The following is a 16635-nucleotide window of genomic DNA, read 5'->3' as shown; positions in this document are numbered from 1 at the left end:
AGCAGATGAACAACGACGCGAAGGGACGGGCCGAGATAGCCGTCATCGGCGGCAGCGGCTTCTATTCGTTCTTCGCCGACGATGCCGAGGAGGTCGTGCTCGACACCCCCTACGGCGCTCCGAGCGCCCCGATCACGTTGGGTGAGGTCGAAGGTCGGCGAGTCGCGTTTCTGCCCAGACACGGCCGGAATCACGAGTACTCACCGCACACGTTGCCGTATCGCGCCAACATGTGGGCGCTGCGGATGCTCGGGGTGAGCCGAGTGTTCGCCCCATGCGCGGTCGGATCCCTGGTGTCCGAATACGGTCCGGGGACAGTCGTGATCCCCGATCAACTCGTCGACCGAACCTCCGGGCGTGCGCAGACCTACTTCGACGAAGGCGGAATACACGTCGAATTCGCAGACCCCTACTGCCCCACGTTGAGGAAGTCCGCTGTCCAGGACTCGGCGATCGACGGCGGCGTCATGGTCGTCGTCGAAGGTCCTCGGTTCTCCACGCGCGCCGAGAGCCAATGGTTCGCCCGCCAGGGTTGGACGCTGGTGAACATGACCGGCCACCCCGAGGCGGTCCTGGCTCGCGAACTCGAACTCTGCTACGCGCCGATCGCATTGGTGACCGACCTCGACGCAGGGATCGAGTCCGGCCAGGGCGTCAAGGCAGTGGACGTGTTCGCCGAATTCCAGAAGAACATCGAGCCGCTCAAAGCACTGGTGCGCTCGGCCGTCCGCGACGCTCCCACCGGTGACTGCCCGACGTGTCGAGTGCACACCGGCCTCACGCTGCCGATCGAACTGCCATGACGCGGGTACTGCTCACCGGCGCAGCCGGATTCATCGGTGGCCACATTCTCGACGCCGCCCGCGATTCCGATCTCGAGATCGTCGCCGTCGACGCCATGCTGGAGTCGGCTCACGGCCCAGGAGCGCGAGCCGACGGGATCATCGATCTCGATGTGCGCGACAAGGACTCGCTCGTCGACGTATTGCGCGGGGTGGACGTCGTGTGTCACCAGGCCGCAGTCGTCGGAGCGGGCGTCGATGCCGCAGATGCCCCGGCCTACGCCAGTCACAACGACTACGGGACGGCGGTTCTGCTCGCGGCAATGTACGAGGCGGGGTGTTCGCGCCTGGTTCTCGCGTCGTCGATGGTCGTCTACGGCGAAGGGCGGTATCTCAACTCGTCCGGTGAGACGGTGATTCCTCGGCCCCGCACCCGAGCCGACCTCGACGCGGGACTGTTCGACAATCGCGACCCGATATCAGGCGAGCCTCTCGATTGGCTTCTGGTCGAGGAGGATTCGACGCTCGAGCCCAGAAGTACCTACGCCGCGAGCAAGCTGGCACAGGAGAACTACGCCTCCGCATGGGCGGTCGCCACGGGCGGCTCGGTGATCGCACTGCGGTACCACAACGTGTACGGACCGCACATGCCGCGAAACACCCCGTACTCCGGTGTGGCGGCGATGTTCCGGTCTTCGCTCGAGCTCGGTCGGGCCCCGACGGTCTACGAGGACGGCAAGCAGGCCCGCGATTTCGTGCACGTGCACGACGTGGCGGCCGCGAACATCGCATCGATCGAGGCGGAGCTGGACGGCTTCACCGCCCTCAATGTCTGCTCGGGACAACCGATCACCATCGGTGAGGTCGCCACCATCCTCGCCGACGCACGCGGCGGGCCGACGCCCGAGATCACCGGACGCTACAGGGCGGGCGACGTACGGCACATCGTCGCCAGTTCCGCGTTGGCCGAACAGACCCTGGGATTCCGCGCGACGATCATGCCGAGGGACGGTCTCACCGCCTTCGCCGACGCACCGCTGCGCGACGCCGAAGGCACGGGACCGCCCCGTGTCTGAACCGAAGTCCGTCACAGTCGTCATCCCCTGCATGAACGAGGCCGAATCGCTTCCGGCAGTGCTCGATTCGGTCCCGGCGGGCTACCTGACGATCGTGGTGGACAACAACTCGACCGACGCCACCGCCGCCGTCGCCGCTGCCCACGGAGCAACGGTGGTCTCCGAATCGGTGCCCGGTTACGGTGCAGCAGTTCATGCAGGCGTCGTCGCGGCCGACACCGACATCGTCTGCGTCCTCGACGGTGACGGTTCGATGGATCCACTCGACCTGCCGACCCTCGTGGCGGCCCTGGATCACGCGGACCTCGCCGTCGGTCGCCGCCGACCGGACAGGGGAAGCTCGCCCCTGCACGCCAGGATCGGCAATGCCGTTCTCGCACTTCGACTTCGCACCAAGTACAAGCTGCCAGTGCACGACCTGGGAGCGATCCGCGCAGTACGCCGTCAGGCACTGCTAGACCTCGACGTCACCGACCGACGCTCGGGCTACCCGCTGCAGTTGCTCGTACTGGCGGCCGAAGCCGGCTGGACCGTCGTCGAACACGACGTGGTCTACCGGCCACGGACAGCAGGTACGTCCAAGGTCTCCGGCTCGGTGAAGGGGACGATCGTCGCCGTGCGAGATTTCTGGAAGGTGCTCTCGTGACCGTCACCGCTCTCGTCGTCGCCAAAGCCCCCGTTCCCGGGCTGGCCAAGACACGCCTCGCCGCCACGATCGGCGACGAAGCTGCCGCCGAGCTGGCCGCAGCCTCGCTGCTGGACACCCTCGACGCCGTTGCGGCCGCCGACGTCGACCGTCGTGTCGTGGCCCTCACCGGCTCCCTCGCCGACGCCGCCCGCGCGGACGAACTCACCCGTGCTCTGGCGTCGTTCGCCGTGATTGCACAGCGCGGCGACGGGTTGGGCGAACGACTGGCGAATGCACACGCCGACGCAGCCACCTCCGGTGCCGTACTGCAGATCGGTATGGACACCCCCCAGGTCACGGCGCGACTGCTCTCCGACGCGGCGGCGCGACTGGGCAGCAGTGACGTACTGGGCTCGGCCGAGGACGGTGGCTGGTGGGCGCTGGGCCTGCGTGACCCCGACCTGGCACGGTCCCTGCTCGACGTGCCCATGTCTGCGCCCTCGACGGGCACCGACACGCTCGATGCTCTGACCGCCGCAGGAGCGTCGATCACGATGCTCCCCGAATTGCGCGATGTCGACTTCGAGTCCGATCTCGACCCGGTGGCACAATTGTGCGCACCGAACAGCAGATTCCGTATTGCTGTCATGGCAATGGGTAATTGATCCGGTTTCGATCCGTTCCGAGAGGTCTGTTTCCACCCGAGCTCGGCCGGTTTCACCAAATCTCCACATCCGTTGTGGAACAGCACGTTCGATCTGCCCGAATTGCCGGACCGTAAACAACCAATATCGAATCGCAACAAATCCGAACCACCGTTTCACGGCGATTTCACAGACACAGGTGCTAGAAAGTGTGACATGACCGGGTTGTTGATAGGCGTAGCCGTATGGATGGTGATCGCGACAGTCGTCGCGACCGTCCTCGGCCGCGTCGCGCGCCGGGGCGACTCCGAAGAATTGGGGTCCACCATCGAATGGGACGTCGAGGCTCTCGATCACGAAGTTCACCACGAGAACTGACGGTCAGTCGACCCGTTCGACGATCTCCGTCAGAATACGGGCCGCCGCGGCCAGTGTCTCCCGCTGCTGCGGCGTCAACTCGTCCAGTTGCTCTGCGAGCGCGATCTCCCGAGCTGCGACCTCCTGACGCGCAGTCGCAGTCCCGGCATCGGTCAACCGCAGAACCACCTGCCTGCCATCCGTCGGATGGGGCTCCCGGCAGATCAGCCCCGACTCGACCAAGGCGTGCGACGACCTGGACACCGACGGTGGCTTGATTCGCTCCCGCGCCGCCAACTCGCCCGTCGTCATCGGTCCCTCACGGAGCAACGTCGTCAGAATCGACAGGTGAGCGACGGGCAATCTGTCGCTGGAATGGCGCAGCCGGAGTCTCCGATTCAGCCGCATCGCGCTGACGGACAAATCCCTCGCCAGCCGGGAATCGGGCAGATCACTCACGTTGTCCAGATTACGACACCGAGGTGCAATCGCCCGATTTCCCGAAACAGCGGATACCTCGTCTTATTACCTCTCGAACAAACCGCTGATATGGTTCTTCCCGGTTGTCGGGGAGAGAATCGAAATGGGGAGAACGTCGTGAGTCGCGTGGGTTCGAGAATGTTGACCATTGCCGTCATTTCCGTGGCCACATCGCTGCTGGTCACCGGCCCCAATGCACTTGCCAATCCCAACGCGGTCAATCCCATCGCCGGCCTCAACGGCACGTTCGGGCTGCCGCAACTGAACGGCCGCACACAAGCCGTCGCTCAGGTGACCGGGATGTCGAGCCCCAACAACACCCAGAACGTCAACATGATCGGCACCGACCTCGGCATCATGTGGGACAACGGCCGCGGCGAGGTGCTGACGGCTTTCGGCGATACCGCCGGACTCGGCGTACCCAACCTGCTGCAGGGCAGCCTGTGGTCGTGGCGCAGCAACGCCATCGTGCGGAGCAACGACCGAAACCTCGCCGACGGCATGAACTTCGACAGCGTCGTACTCGACCCGATCGGCCAGACCAAAGAGGTCGTCCCCAGCCCCAAGATTCCGTTCGTCGAGATCAGTCGAATCCCGACGGCAGGAGTGGCCGTCGGCGACAGCCAGTACCTGAACCTGATGTCGGTGAAGAACTGGGGACCCGCAGGAACCTGGGACACCAACTTCTCCGGCCTGGCAGTGTCGAACGACAACGGGGAGAACTGGGCAGCGCTACCCGAGACCCAGCGGCCGAGCGTCGGCGGCGATCGCAACTTCCAGCAGAGCGCGTACCTGAAGGACGGCGGCTACGTCTACCAGTACGGCACCCCGCCAGGCCGCTTCAATCTCGGTCACGTGGCTCGCGTCAAGGAGCAGGACATCGCCAGGCTCGGCGAGTACGAGTACTGGACCGGCCAGGACTGGAAGAAGGGCGACCCGGCGGCAGCCGCACCCATCGTCGGGGGCGTCGGCGAACTCTCCGTCGCGTACAACGCGACCCTCGGTCAGTACCTGATGCTGACCACCGACAACGCCAACTCGATCGTGCTGCGACGCTCGCCGTCGCCCGTCGGGCCGTGGAGCGCGCCGGAGGTTCTGGTCGACACCCGCGAGGTCAGCTCCATCTACGCGCCGTACATCCACCCCTACTCGACCGGCCGCGACCTGTACTTCCTGGCGACGGTCTACCAGAACTACAACGTGCTGCTGCTGCGCGCGACGCTGTAGAAACCCCCACTAGGCTTCCCCGGGTGGACGCCGCAGACTGGGATCGCAAGTACGAAGGCCGAGAACTCGTGTACGGCGAGGCACCGAACGCAACGCTGGTGGAAGTCGCGACGACGCTGAAGCGTGGTCGGGCACTCGATCTCGCGTCCGGTCAGGGCCGAAACGCCATCTGGTTGGCCACCCGCGGCTGGACCGTCGACGCCGTCGACTTCTCCTCGACGGCACTGGACAGGGCCAGCCGTGTCGCCGCCTCGGCACCTCGGTCGGTGCGCGAGCGCCTGACCTGGGTGCACGCCGATGTGACGCAATTGTCAACCGAACCGAACTATGACCTGGTTCTCATGTTGTACCTCCACTTGCCCCCGGAGGCACGTCGCACGGTCGTGTCCGCCGCAATTTCGGCGCTGAAACCTGACGGAATCCTCATGATTCTCGGGCACCACACCGACAACATCGAGACCGGCACCGGTGGACCACAGGAATCCGAAATCCTCTATACGCCTGAGGATTTGACGGCGGATATCGACTCGCGATTGACCATCGTCACTGCCGAGAACCGCTACCGCGACGTGAGCGAGGGCACAGCCGTGGACGCACTGCTACTGGCGAGTAGGTCTCCCCTTGGCAGCACAGCGGATCGGGGGTAACATCCCCTATGTTACCGACGAGTAGCTAACTTGGGCGGTACTTACGAGACCGCACCACCGACTGGAGAGCGAACGAGCAATGGGCCATTACAAGAGCAACCTTCGGGACCTCGAGTTCAACCTCTTCGAGCTCTTCGGACTCGACGAGACCCTCGAAGGCGACAACTTCGGCGACATGGACGGCGAAGTTGCCCGCGACATGCTGCGCGAGGTCGTTCGCCTGGCCGAGGGACCGCTGGCCGAGTCCTTCGCGGACGCCGACCGCAACCCGCCCGTGTTCGACCCCGAAACCCACAGCCTGAAGCTGCCCGACTCCTTCAAGAAGTCGTTCAAGGCGCTCTACGACGGTGAGTGGTGGCGTGTCGGCCTCGACGAAGAAGTCGGCGGCATGGCAGCCCCTCGCAACCTCCTGTGGGGCATCAACGAGATGCTCCTCGGCTCGCAGCCCGCAGCATTCATGTACTCCGCAGGCCCCGGCTTCGCGAACATCCTGTTCCACAACGGAACCGATGAGCAGAAGGAATGGGCCAAGGTCATCGTCGAGCGCGGCTGGGGTGCCACCATGGTGCTCACCGAGCCCGACGCCGGATCCGACGTCGGCGCAGGCCGCACCAAGGCCATCAAGCAGGACGACGGCTCGTGGCACATCGAAGGCGTCAAGCGCTTCATCACCTCGGCTGTCTCCGACGACCTGTTCGAGAACATCTTCCACCTCGTGCTCGCGCGTCCCGAGGGTGCCGGACCGGGCACCAAGGGCCTGAGCCTGTTCTTCGTACCGTCCATCCTCTTCGACTTCGAGAAGGGCGAACTGGGCGAGCGCAACGGCGCATTCGTCACCGGCGTCGAGCACAAGATGGGCCTCAAGGCCTCCGCCACCTGCGAGCTCACCTTCGGTGGCCATGGCGTCCCCGCCAAGGGCTGGCTCGTCGGCGAGGTCCACAAGGGCATCGCGCAGATGTTCGACGTCATCGAGCACGCTCGAATGATGGTCGGCACCAAGGCAATCGGCACTCTCTCCACCGGCTACCTCAACGCACTCGAGTACGCCAAGGAGCGCGTCCAGGGCGCTGACCTGACGCAGATGACCGACAAGACCGCCCCTCGCGTCACCATCACCCACCACCCCGACGTGCGTCGCAGCCTCATGATGCAGAAGGCGTACTCGGAGGGCCTGCGCGCGGTATACCTCTACACCGCCGCACACCAGGATCCGATCACCGCCAAGCAGGTCTCGGACGCAGACACCGACATCGCGTACCGCGTCAACGACCTCCTGCTGCCCATCGTCAAGGGCGTCGGCTCCGAAATCGCCTACCAGGTACTCGCGGAGTCCCTGCAGACCCTGGGCGGCTCCGGCTTCCTCCAGGACTACCCGCTCGAGCAGTACATCCGTGACGCCAAGATCGACTCGCTGTACGAGGGAACCACCGCCATCCAGGCGCAGGACTTCTTCTTCCGCAAGATCGCCCGCGACCGCGGCGTGGCTCTCGCTCACGTTGCCGGACAGATCAAGTCGTTCATCGACAGCGAAGCAGGCAACGGCCGACTCAAGGCCGAGCGCGCACTGCTCGCCACCGCACTCGAAGACGTGCAGGCCATCGTCACCTCGATGACCCAGCACCTCATGGGCGCACAGGACCAACCCACCGAGCTGTACAAGGTCGGCCTGGCATCGGTGCGCTTCCTCATGGGCTTCGGTGACCTGCTCATCGGCTGGCTGCTGCTGCGTCAGTCCGAAATCGCCATCGCCGCACTCGACAACGGTGCAGAGGGCAAGGACAAGGCGTTCTACGAAGGCAAGGTCGCCGTGGCCTCGTTCTTCGCCAAGAACATCCTCCCGCAGCTCACCTCCACCCGAGCAATCCTCACCAACATCGACAACGACATCATGGAACTCGACGAAGCAGCATTCTGATTGCCTGACATCGTCAACGGCCGCACCTGTTCTCGGGTGCGGCCGTTGCCATGAGGTGGGGATGGTGGGGTGGGGCCCGGTTGCCGCAAACGCGCGCGCATTCGTCAGATGCACGCGAATTCTGCAGGATCCTGAGGCAATTTCGCGCGCGTTCAGCAAAAGCGCGCGCGTTTGTCAGGGTTGCGCAGTTGCGGGTCCCGGCTGCCGCAAACGCGCGCGCGTTCGTCCGGGTTGCGGAGTTACGGGTCCCGGCTGACGCAAACGCTCGCGCATTCGTCAGATGCACGCGAATTCTGCAGGATCCTCAGGCAATTTCGCGCGCGTTCAGCAAAAGCGCGCGCGTTTGCCGGCCAGTCGGCGTACTCCGCACGCTCCCTCGCGGTGGCGGCAGGGCAGCGGCCCGCTCCACGGCTCGAGCAACGCGTGCCACCACCTCCGCCGGATTCGCCAGGTCTGCCCAGGTCCAGCGCACCACGGGATAGCCGAGATCGCGTACGGCGTCCTCCCGCACCTTCTCCCTGAACACTACGTCGCCGGGGTTCTCATCCTCCCGTAGGTACTTGGTGTACTTGGCTTTACCATCGAATTCGCACACAACAACGCCATTGACCAGCCAGTCGATTCGCGCCAGCGCCCGCCCATCCGGATCCAGGATCTCCACCTGCGACTCCACAGCGAATCCGTTCTCGCGCAGAATGATTCGACTCTGAGATTCGCCAGGGTTTTCGCTTCGCCCGTCCATGAGAGAGACGGCTCGCCGCGCCTGCGCCACACCTTTCCATCCCCGAGCACGCTGCAACTCCGCGTCGAACTCCTGTGGATCGCAGCGCTTCAGAGCCGCGTCACCGGCAATCACCGCCGACACAAGGGGCTCGGTACGAGCAAGGTCGACAACCGTCCGCGCCAGCGAGGTCACGGAAATTCCGTCGACGGTCGCGTACGGCACCCACGGCGCACAGTGCACGATCACCGCTGCGTTCGTGCGACCTCCGCCGCGGCGATGTCGAGTGACGTGCACCTTGTCGAATCCCCCTGCGGGTAAGGGTAATTCGTGCAGCAGTGCTGCAGATCGATGACTGGCGGCGCTGCCCTCGGCAATTGTAGGAAGTACGGCGTCGATCAACAGCCGATGCCGTCCCTGCTCCGAGAGGCCGGCAAGCCTGGACGACGGAACGTAGACGCCGTTCACCAGACGCTCCCAGCCCCCGCGTTCGTACAGCGCCCGCAACTCGTGATCGGCGTGGCCATCGGCGAGCGCCTCCGAGCGTCGCACCATTCGGTCATCCTTCATTCTGCGAGTTTCGACTACGCGCGCGACGTCTCGAGAAGAAAAGTAGCCACCTGTGCACAAGTACGGACCTGTGGATGAATACAGGTACGGGGGTACCAGTTTGCCCCACCGTTGGTCTCGTAAACGCGCGCGCGTTTTGCGAAATCCCAAGGCGAACAGGTACGCAACCCGGGGCCAGCAAGGCCGAATCCCCGGGGCCGACCACAACAAACGCGCACGCATTCGTCAGACGCGCGCACAATAGCCCCCGATCAGGCCACCAATTCGCGCGCGTTCGGCAAACGCGCGCGCGTTTGCGAAATCCCGAGGTGAACAGGTACGCAACCCAGGGCCAGCGAGGCCGAACCCGCGGGGCCGACCACAACAAACGCGCGCGCAGTCGTCAGATGCGCGCACAATAGCCCCCGATCAGGCCACCAATTCGCGCGCGTTCGGCAAATGCGCACGCGTTTGCGAATTGCAGAGGCGAGAACAGCGAGGCCGAACCCACTAGGCCGAGCGAAACGAAGGACTATTGCTGCAGTTTGCGAAACTTGCTGCCGTGGAACACGATTGGGTTCACTTCGCTTTGCACGTCCAGGGAATGTATGCGCAGCAACACTATTGCGTGGTCGCCCGCGGGGATCTGCTGTTCGATGGTGGTGTCCAGCCAGGCGGTGGCACCGACGATGAAGGCTGCGCCCCCGTCGGTGACGGTGAGATCGAGGCCGGCGAAACGGTCACCGGTCTTGGCGGCCAGGGTACGGACGGCGTCGTTGTGTGCCTCGCCGAGAACGCTGACACCTATGTTGGGTGCCAATTCGAGTTTCGGCCAGGTCGTCGATGTGTTCTGGATACACACCGCGACGAGCGGCGGGTCGATGGACACCGAGACGAAGCTGCTGGCCGCCAAACCCACCATGACACCGTCGATCTTCGCGGCGATTGCGACGACGCCGCTCGGGAACTGCGCGTACGCCTCGCGAAGCGTCTGCTGATCGAGGACGGTACGTGTGAGCGACATTGGACGAAGCTCCCCTTCCGATCTAGTGGTGCACCCCCGCGTGGGCGCAATTCTGACGAGCGAACACCTAGTGCAAGCAAACACCCGATCGGGCGGCGACGCCACAGTCCGAATCGCCATGATTCGAACCGTCGGCGCGCGGTTGCGGCATCACTCGTCTTCGTCCGGTTCCGGAGCTGGGTCCGCTGCGGGTGCCGGAGCGGGGTCCGGGCGATCAGGCTGAACGCACCGCACGATGGGGATCGGGTCGTACTTCACCGTTCTGGTGTTCCGTGAAATTTCCCTTCCCGACGCTGCATCGCTGATCACCCTGGTATCGCTGGCGGTGAATCCCTGGCCCCCGCCAGACGCGACGCAGCCTGCGCCTGCAGGCAATGTCACCGTATTCGGTGAGGTGAAATTGGTTCGCGAACCGGTGATCGATTCGACGTCGACCGTTTTCGTTCCCCACAGTCGGACGGTGACGCTGGACGAGTCGGCGAACGATTCGATGACCACGCCGGTGTCGTTCGGGTTGGTGAACTTCAGGTCGATGGCACCTTCGAAGACCGTCGCTTCGCGCGCCTCGGGGTATCGGCTGATGTAGTAGCTGTGTTCGGTGTGATCGGTGTCTTCCATACCGGCGAAGTACGACGCGTTGTAGAGCGTCGTCGCGAATTGGCTGATGCCGCCGCCGATTGCGCGATCGGGTCGACCGTTGTCGATGATCCCCGACTCCACGAAACCCTGCGCGCTTCCTCGCGGACCGGTGTACCCGTTGAGCGAGAACGTCTCTTTCGGCTTCACGAGCGCACCGTTCACGATCTGCGCCGTCAGCCCGATATTGACGCCCGACGCGTACTCGAACCCGCCGGTGGTGTACTCGGCGATCACTTCTCGCACCCCGAGGTTCTGAGCGGCCTCGGTGGTGAGAGCGGGCGGGGCCGGTTCGTAGATCGCCTCGGTGGTGCGCGGTCCGTCGGCGGACAGCAACGCGGGCAATTGTTCGAGAGTCTTGCGCCACTCGACCAGCTCGCCCATCTCTCCGGGAACGACGGTCGGGGCACCACCGGAGAAAGTGAACGACGCGTCCTTCGGCGGCGTCTCGGTGCGCACGAGTTGCGGCGCGAGAATGCCTGTGGCGACGTCGGTGTCGTAGATCGGAGTCAGTCCGCCCTGGCCGTCCGGGTCGAAACGCAGAACCTCGCCCACACGATCCGTCGGAAGGATCGCGTCGACGTTCTGCCGGCCCGCTACGGTCACCGGTGCCTCGACCGCAGGAACGGCGATGTCGGCGAAGGCGCGATCCACGGCGTCCTGAGTCACCGTGACGGGTGTTGTTTCGTAGGCCGCTTCCGTTGCGCCCGAGGCCCATTCGGCCTGCAGGTTTCGACGCGTGCCGTCGGCGTCGAGCACCCGGCCGGACAGCGCCGCGACGGCAATCGGTGTGCTGCCGTCGAACACCACGTCGCCCTCGACAGGATCTCGGTCGGTCTCGACGCGCAGTCCGTCGACGGCAGCGGTGAGCGCTTGCTCGTCCGTGGTCGACACGACGCCGATCTCGCGGCTACCGAACAACGACGTCAGCCGAGTGATCGGATTGATCGGCTGCGATCCGGCTCGGTCGAGCGTCGCGTTCCAGTCCACACCGAGGCCGGCGGCGGCCGGGAGTATCTCGACCTGTCGATCGCCGACGTCGACCGACACAGGCTGCTCGGCGCGCGCACCCAGCTCCGAGCGCAACAGGGCTTCGGCGTCGGGGTGACTCTTGCCGCCGACCTCGATCCCGGCGACTGTGACGCCGCGGGGCACTCGGTCGCTGGAGGTGATCCAATCCGCCGCGTACAGCAGCGTGAGAACGGCGACCACCGCGCCGGTCCCGATCGCGATCTTCCGCCACGGCGGCACGAATCCGGACCCGTCGGCGGCCTGCGGCGAGCCGTCCTCCGGCGGAATCACAGGTGGTCCGGCCGGCGACTCCGATTCGGGAGAAACAACGGTCTCGGGAGGAGCACCAGCTTCTGCAGCAGTAAGAGGCTCCGCAGGAACGATTGACTGCGCGACGGTCGGCGATTCGTCGGCTGCGGGCGGCGGTTGCGGGGCCGGGGTCTGGTCGGGCGCGGCGTCCCCGGGAACGACGTCATCGGCGTCGGTGGACTCGGCCTCGTCGACGACCGGATCTGCGGCCACTGTGTCTGCATCGACCGAACCTGGATCGACCGACTCAGCATCGACGGACTCGGCGTCAACCGACTCGGTATCGTCCGACCCCGGATCGACGACATCGGATGTCGCGTCGGAAGGCTGCTCCGCCTCGGAGGAATGCTTCGGACCGTCGGTCTCGTCGCGGATCGCACCGAAGACCTCGGTGGGAGCGTCGTACGGCGGTACGTCGGGTTTCGGTTCGGCACCGTTGGGCGCGTCACCCGACCTACTGTTGCCCTCGCTCACGTTCGACCCTTCCAGGACCACCGTTGGTTGTGTTCCGCCCTTCTGCCCGGCGTACCCCTCGCACGAGCTTACGCAAACCGAACGGTGCCGCTCACTTCGGAGACCATCGGCACAGAGACGAGCAAAGGCCCCGTGCTGCTGCCGGGTCGGGGGTCAGGCAGCAGCACGGAGCCACTGGGAATATAGGCCCACTGCGGCACGCCGTTACAACGACCGCGAAATTGTCTCGTCATTTCATTCGGTTGAATGATCCAGGGGTCGTCGAGCTGTCCCCTTGCCCGACGGCCCGGGCCCAATGTCCGGTTCTGACCAGCGCGAGAGTGAGGAGAAGCCGATCTCGCGGATCGGTCAGATCCTGACCGGTCAACTCCTCGATTCGGTGGACCCGGTAGATCACGGTGTTGCGGTGGCAGTAGAGCGCCTTGGCGGCGTTGGTGGGCGAGCCGTCCGACGCGAGCATGTGCGCCAGGGTGTCGAGCAGAGTTCCTCGGTGCGGCTCCGGGTGCGTCCACAGCTTTCCCAGAGCATGGCGGACCAGCAATTCCGACGATCGATCATCGGCCGCCATGATCACGCGGGGCAGTCGGTCCGTCGCCAACGCCACGCCACTGTCTTCGGTGATGGTCTCGGCCGTCAATGCCGCGAGGCGATACGCCGCAGCGAACGACGACAGGCCCTCCGGCGAATGCGCGACCCCCACGGGCCCGACGGCCCGAGCAGCGAGTGCGTCGACGACGGAGTGCCACGATCCCGTTCCGAGTGCGACGAGCGCGAACTGGTGGCCGTCCCTGGTGTTCCAATGCGAGACCGCACCGATCTGATCCATCGCGTCTTCCGGTGCCGGGAGCGGCGGCGACCCTTGATCGTCGAGCGGACCGACGACACACGCAATTTGCTGTGATGCCGAAAGGCCAAGGGTGGCACGCGCTTCCATGACGAACGCTGGATCACCGCCCCGCCCCGATCGAAGGCCGTCGAGTATCACCAGCACGTTGGCGAGATCGCGCTGCTGCATCCGGGCGCTTTCCTGCCGGTATGCCTCGACGAGTGTTTCGTACTGGCTGTCGAGCGCGCGCCACAGCTGTTGCCCGGCCACGAGCAGCAGATGCTCGTCGATGCTGGTGCGGCACTGCTCGCGCTCGAGCATCAGCTCCTCCCACAGCGTCCGACTCCCCAGCGTGTACGCCTTGAGCACCAACTCCATCGGAATCCCCTGGCGCGCACGCTCTCTGCCGGTACGGCGCCATACCTCGCGCGCGTTGTCACCCGCGGCGGTCAGCCCCGACAGGGTGCGGAGCCCCTGGTTGATGTGCTCGCGAGTGCTGCGACGAATCTCGCCCGCGATGTCCGGAGTGGAACTGGCCAGGTAGCCGGGTTCCTGCTCGATCAATGCGAGCGTGATGGAGTCCGCGATCGAATCCGCCCGTGACGTCAGGGCTGCCCAAGCACGGCGAATCTGCTCCTGGTCTGCGTCCGTCACCGCTCCCCGGGCAGCCGAACGCGCGGATCCGCGTCGACCATCGGGAGCTCCCACCTGCACAGTTTTGCGCACTGAGCCCACATCGCAGGTCGATTTGACCGTTACTGGTGCCCAGGGACCCAAATATTCTGTGCGCAGCGCCCATATCGCCCGTTGTGCGAAACGCACCATAGTGAACGCAACAGATTGTGAGGTGGATCACTTGAACTCTCTCGACACGTTGGACCCGGTCCTCACCATGACGGACATCGAAGTGTCGTTCGGCGGAATCGTCGCGCTGTCCGGAGTCAGTCTCGAGGTGCGACCCGGCGAAGTCCTCGGCGTCATCGGACCCAACGGCGCAGGCAAGACGACGCTGTTCAACGTTGCGTGCGGACTCGTCCGACCGCAATCGGGAACACTCGGACGACACGGCGACACGCTGACTCGACTACGGCCCCACGACCTCCCCCGACTCGGTATGAGCCGAACACTGCAGGGACTCGGACTGTTCGATCGGATGACAGTTCTCGACAACGTCATGGTCGGTGCAGATCGAACAGCGCACACCGGAATCCTCGCGGGCCTGCTCGGCCTGCCGTCGAGTGCATCCGACGATGCCGCGGTCCGCTCGACCGCAATGGCCACCCTCGAACGCCTGCGAATCGACGACTACGCGCACCGATTGCCACCGAGCCTGCCGTACGCGGTGCGTAAACGCGTCGCACTGGCACGCGCCCTGGTGAGCGAACCGACACTGCTCCTGCTCGACGAACCCGCCTCGGGACTGTCCAGTGACGAGATGAGCGAACTCGGCGACGAGATCCGTGCGCTCGCAACGTCGACGGGTCGTTCCGCAGGCCCCACCCCTGCGGCATCCACCGGCTCCGAACCGGAAAGACCCGCAACATCGGTCATGCTCGTCGAGCATCACATGGATCTGGTCATGAGTGTGTGCGACCGGATCTACGTGCTCGATTTCGGCAAGGTGATCGCTCAGGGAACGCCCGACGAAATTCGCGAGGATCCGGCCGTGCTCGCTGCTTATCTCGGAAACGAAGTGGCACATGAAGACTGACGCGGCGCACCTGACGATCACCGATCTGACCGTTCGATACGGACCGGTCACCGCCCTCGACTCGGTGTCGATGACCGTCACGGCGGGAGCTGTCACCGCCGTGCTCGGCGCGAACGGAGCAGGGAAGACGACCCTGCTGCGCACCATCTCGGGGTTGCTGAAACCGGTATCGGGGAGGATCGAACTCGCCGGCGTCGACATCGTCGGCGTTGCACCGGATCGGATGTCCCGCAAAGGTCTTGCGCACGTTCCCGAGGGTCGGGGCGTGATCGCCGAGTTGACCGTCGACGAGAATCTTCGACTCGGCGCGATGGGACGCAACCGAAGTCACGACGCCGTCACCCTCGACCGCATCTACGACATGTTTCCGCCCCTGACCGGTCGTCGAACATCCTCGGCGCACACCCTGTCCGGCGGCGAGCGGCAGATGCTCGTGATCGGCCGGGCGCTGATGGCGACACCGTCGGTACTTCTGCTCGACGAGCCGTCACTCGGACTCGCGCCGAAGGTCGCTGCGCAGATATTCGAGACGTTGCGCGGACTCGTCGACTCCGAGTCGATGACCGTCGTACTCGTCGAACAGAACGCCCGCAGCGCTCTGTCGATCGCCGAACATGCCGTCGTACTCGATCTGGGCAAGGTCGCGGTGGAAGGCCCCGCCGACACCTTGGCCGGGGACGACGCCCTCCGACACGCCTACCTCGGGTTCTAGAGCAAGCCGAAAGGACGCCAGCCACAGTGCAACAACTGCTCACCATCCTCATCAACGGCGTGACCACAGGCATGATCTACGCCGCGTTCGCGCTCGCCCTCGTACTCATCTGGCGATCGACCCGCATCGTCAACTTCGCACAGGCCCCGATGGCCATGATCACCACGTACGTGGCACTGGTCGTCATCGACGCCGGCTACTCGTACTGGATCGGATTCGGGGTCGCGCTCCTGTGCGGCCTGCTCCTGGGAGCCTTGACGGAGCGACTCGTCATCCGATTCGTCGACAGCTCGTCGCACATCAACCCGGTCATTCTCACGCTCGGGTTGTTCATCATCATCCACGCGGTGGCCGCCATCGTCTTCGGCAACCAATTCCGTTCGTTCCCTGCGCCGTTCGGCCTCACCGGCCAGCGGATCGGCGACGTGAACGTGGCGTTGACCGGGTACGACATCTTCAAGATCCTCGCCGTCCTCGTGGTCCTGGGATTGCTGATCCTGCTCTTCCGGTTCACCGATCTGGGACTGAAGATGCGTGCGAGCGCCTTCGAGCAGGAGGTCGCCAAACTCCTCGGCGTGCGCGTGAGTCGAATGCTCACTCTCGGTTGGGCGCTGGCCGCAGTGGTCGGTTCGCTGGCCGGACTGCTCATCGCAGGCGGCTCGCTGGTGCACCCGGGCTACATGGACTCGATCGTCGTGTTCGGTTTCGTCGCAGCGGTTCTCGGCGGACTGGACAGCCCGGCGGGCGCAGTCGTCGGTGGCCTGCTGATGGGCGTAGGGCTGAGTTTCGTCAGTGGTTACCTCGGTCAGGATCTGGTCTCCAGCGCAGCATTGGTGATCCTGATCGTCGTTCTTCTGTTGCGACCGAGCGGGTTGTTCGCCAGCTCCGCGGCCAGGAGGGTGTGAC

General features: G+C 64.9%; 16 protein-coding genes. 11 read left to right on the top strand and 5 right to left on the bottom strand.

Annotated features, from left to right (window positions below; all coding sequences use genetic code 11):
- The first annotated feature begins 5 nt into the window (after window positions 1–5).
- The 5 genes from CH249_RS11095 (at window position 6) to CH249_RS27860 (ending at window position 3508) form a co-directional block, all read left to right on the top strand.
- Entirely contained in the window at window positions 6–803 is a 798-nt protein-coding gene (locus tag CH249_RS11095) for an S-methyl-5'-thioadenosine phosphorylase (RefSeq protein WP_032397237.1), read from the top strand.
- Window positions 800–1858, top strand: a complete 1059-nt coding sequence (locus tag CH249_RS11090; RefSeq protein WP_045197241.1) for an NAD(P)-dependent oxidoreductase — start codon at window positions 800–802, stop codon at window positions 1856–1858. Before CH249_RS11095 ends, CH249_RS11090 begins: the two co-directional genes overlap by 4 nt.
- Window positions 1851–2504 carry a glycosyltransferase gene (locus tag CH249_RS11085; RefSeq protein ID WP_032396632.1) on the top strand — a complete coding sequence of 218 codons (654 nt, stop codon included), beginning with the start codon at window positions 1851–1853 and terminating at the stop codon, window positions 2502–2504. The genes CH249_RS11090 and CH249_RS11085 overlap by 8 nt, the downstream gene beginning before the upstream one ends.
- Window positions 2501–3151 (top strand): DUF2064 domain-containing protein, encoded by a 651-nt coding sequence (locus tag CH249_RS11080; protein ID WP_045197245.1) that lies wholly within the window; start codon window positions 2501–2503, stop codon window positions 3149–3151. The genes CH249_RS11085 and CH249_RS11080 overlap by 4 nt, the downstream gene beginning before the upstream one ends.
- Before the next feature lie 195 nt (window positions 3152–3346).
- Window positions 3347–3508, top strand: coding sequence for a hypothetical protein (locus tag CH249_RS27860; protein WP_179273289.1), 162 nt, complete (start codon window positions 3347–3349; stop codon window positions 3506–3508).
- A 3-nt stretch (window positions 3509–3511) separates the two neighbouring features.
- Here the strand turns inward: CH249_RS27860 and CH249_RS11075 are convergent, their stop codons facing one another.
- Complete coding sequence (locus tag CH249_RS11075) at window positions 3512–3946, bottom strand: MarR family winged helix-turn-helix transcriptional regulator (RefSeq protein WP_094646043.1); 435 nt, start codon at window positions 3944–3946, stop codon at window positions 3512–3514.
- A 159-nt stretch (window positions 3947–4105) separates the two neighbouring features.
- Between CH249_RS11075 and CH249_RS11070 the strand changes: the two genes are divergently transcribed.
- From CH249_RS11070 to CH249_RS11060, 3 genes are all read left to right on the top strand, one after another.
- Complete coding sequence (locus tag CH249_RS11070) at window positions 4106–5194, top strand: DUF4185 domain-containing protein (protein WP_094683523.1); 1089 nt, start codon at window positions 4106–4108, stop codon at window positions 5192–5194.
- Between the two features lie 23 nt (window positions 5195–5217).
- Window positions 5218–5841 carry a bifunctional 2-polyprenyl-6-hydroxyphenol methylase/3-demethylubiquinol 3-O-methyltransferase UbiG gene (locus tag CH249_RS11065; RefSeq protein ID WP_094683420.1) on the top strand — a complete coding sequence of 208 codons (624 nt, stop codon included), beginning with the start codon at window positions 5218–5220 and terminating at the stop codon, window positions 5839–5841.
- Window positions 5842–5920: 79 nt separating this feature from the next.
- The gene (locus tag CH249_RS11060) at window positions 5921–7756 is read left to right on the top strand and encodes an acyl-CoA dehydrogenase (protein ID WP_032396636.1); all 1836 of its coding nucleotides are present in this window, start codon (window positions 5921–5923) and stop codon (window positions 7754–7756) included.
- A gap of 304 nt (window positions 7757–8060) precedes the next feature.
- Here CH249_RS11060 and CH249_RS11055 read toward each other — a convergent pair whose 3' ends face one another.
- From CH249_RS11055 to CH249_RS11040, 4 genes are all read right to left on the bottom strand, one after another.
- On the bottom strand, window positions 8061–9047 hold the full coding sequence (locus CH249_RS11055; RefSeq protein WP_094698922.1) for a hypothetical protein: 987 nt from the start codon (window positions 9045–9047) through the stop codon (window positions 8061–8063).
- 511 nt (window positions 9048–9558) lie between these two features.
- Window positions 9559–10050: a flavin reductase family protein gene (locus tag CH249_RS11050; protein ID WP_045197252.1), complete on the bottom strand. Its 492-nt coding sequence runs from the start codon at window positions 10048–10050 to the stop codon at window positions 9559–9561.
- A 150-nt stretch (window positions 10051–10200) separates the two neighbouring features.
- Window positions 10201–12480, bottom strand: a complete 2280-nt coding sequence (locus CH249_RS11045; RefSeq protein WP_094683418.1) for a VanW family protein — start codon at window positions 12478–12480, stop codon at window positions 10201–10203.
- A gap of 229 nt (window positions 12481–12709) precedes the next feature.
- On the bottom strand, window positions 12710–14014 hold the full coding sequence (locus tag CH249_RS11040; protein ID WP_303396049.1) for a CdaR family transcriptional regulator: 1305 nt from the start codon (window positions 14012–14014) through the stop codon (window positions 12710–12712).
- 148 nt (window positions 14015–14162) lie between these two features.
- Between CH249_RS11040 and CH249_RS11035 the strand changes: the two genes are divergently transcribed.
- Genes CH249_RS11035 through CH249_RS11025 form a run of 3 tightly spaced genes read left to right on the top strand, consistent with a single transcriptional unit; the run spans window position 14163 to window position 16634 of the window.
- On the top strand, window positions 14163–15017 hold the full coding sequence (locus CH249_RS11035) for an ABC transporter ATP-binding protein (RefSeq protein ID WP_256980375.1): 855 nt from the start codon (window positions 14163–14165) through the stop codon (window positions 15015–15017).
- Entirely contained in the window at window positions 15007–15729 is a 723-nt protein-coding gene (locus CH249_RS11030) for an ABC transporter ATP-binding protein (protein WP_032396639.1), read from the top strand. The genes CH249_RS11035 and CH249_RS11030 overlap by 11 nt, the downstream gene beginning before the upstream one ends.
- Before the next feature lie 26 nt (window positions 15730–15755).
- Window positions 15756–16634 (top strand): branched-chain amino acid ABC transporter permease, encoded by an 879-nt coding sequence (locus CH249_RS11025; protein ID WP_032396640.1) that lies wholly within the window; start codon window positions 15756–15758, stop codon window positions 16632–16634.
- Window position 16635 lies beyond the last annotated feature (1 nt).

It is taken from the genome of Rhodococcus sp. 05-2255-3B1, assembly GCF_002258545.1.
Classification (GTDB): Bacteria; Actinomycetota; Actinomycetes; order Mycobacteriales; family Mycobacteriaceae; genus Rhodococcoides.
This window is presented reverse-complemented; position numbering and strand designations above follow the sequence as displayed.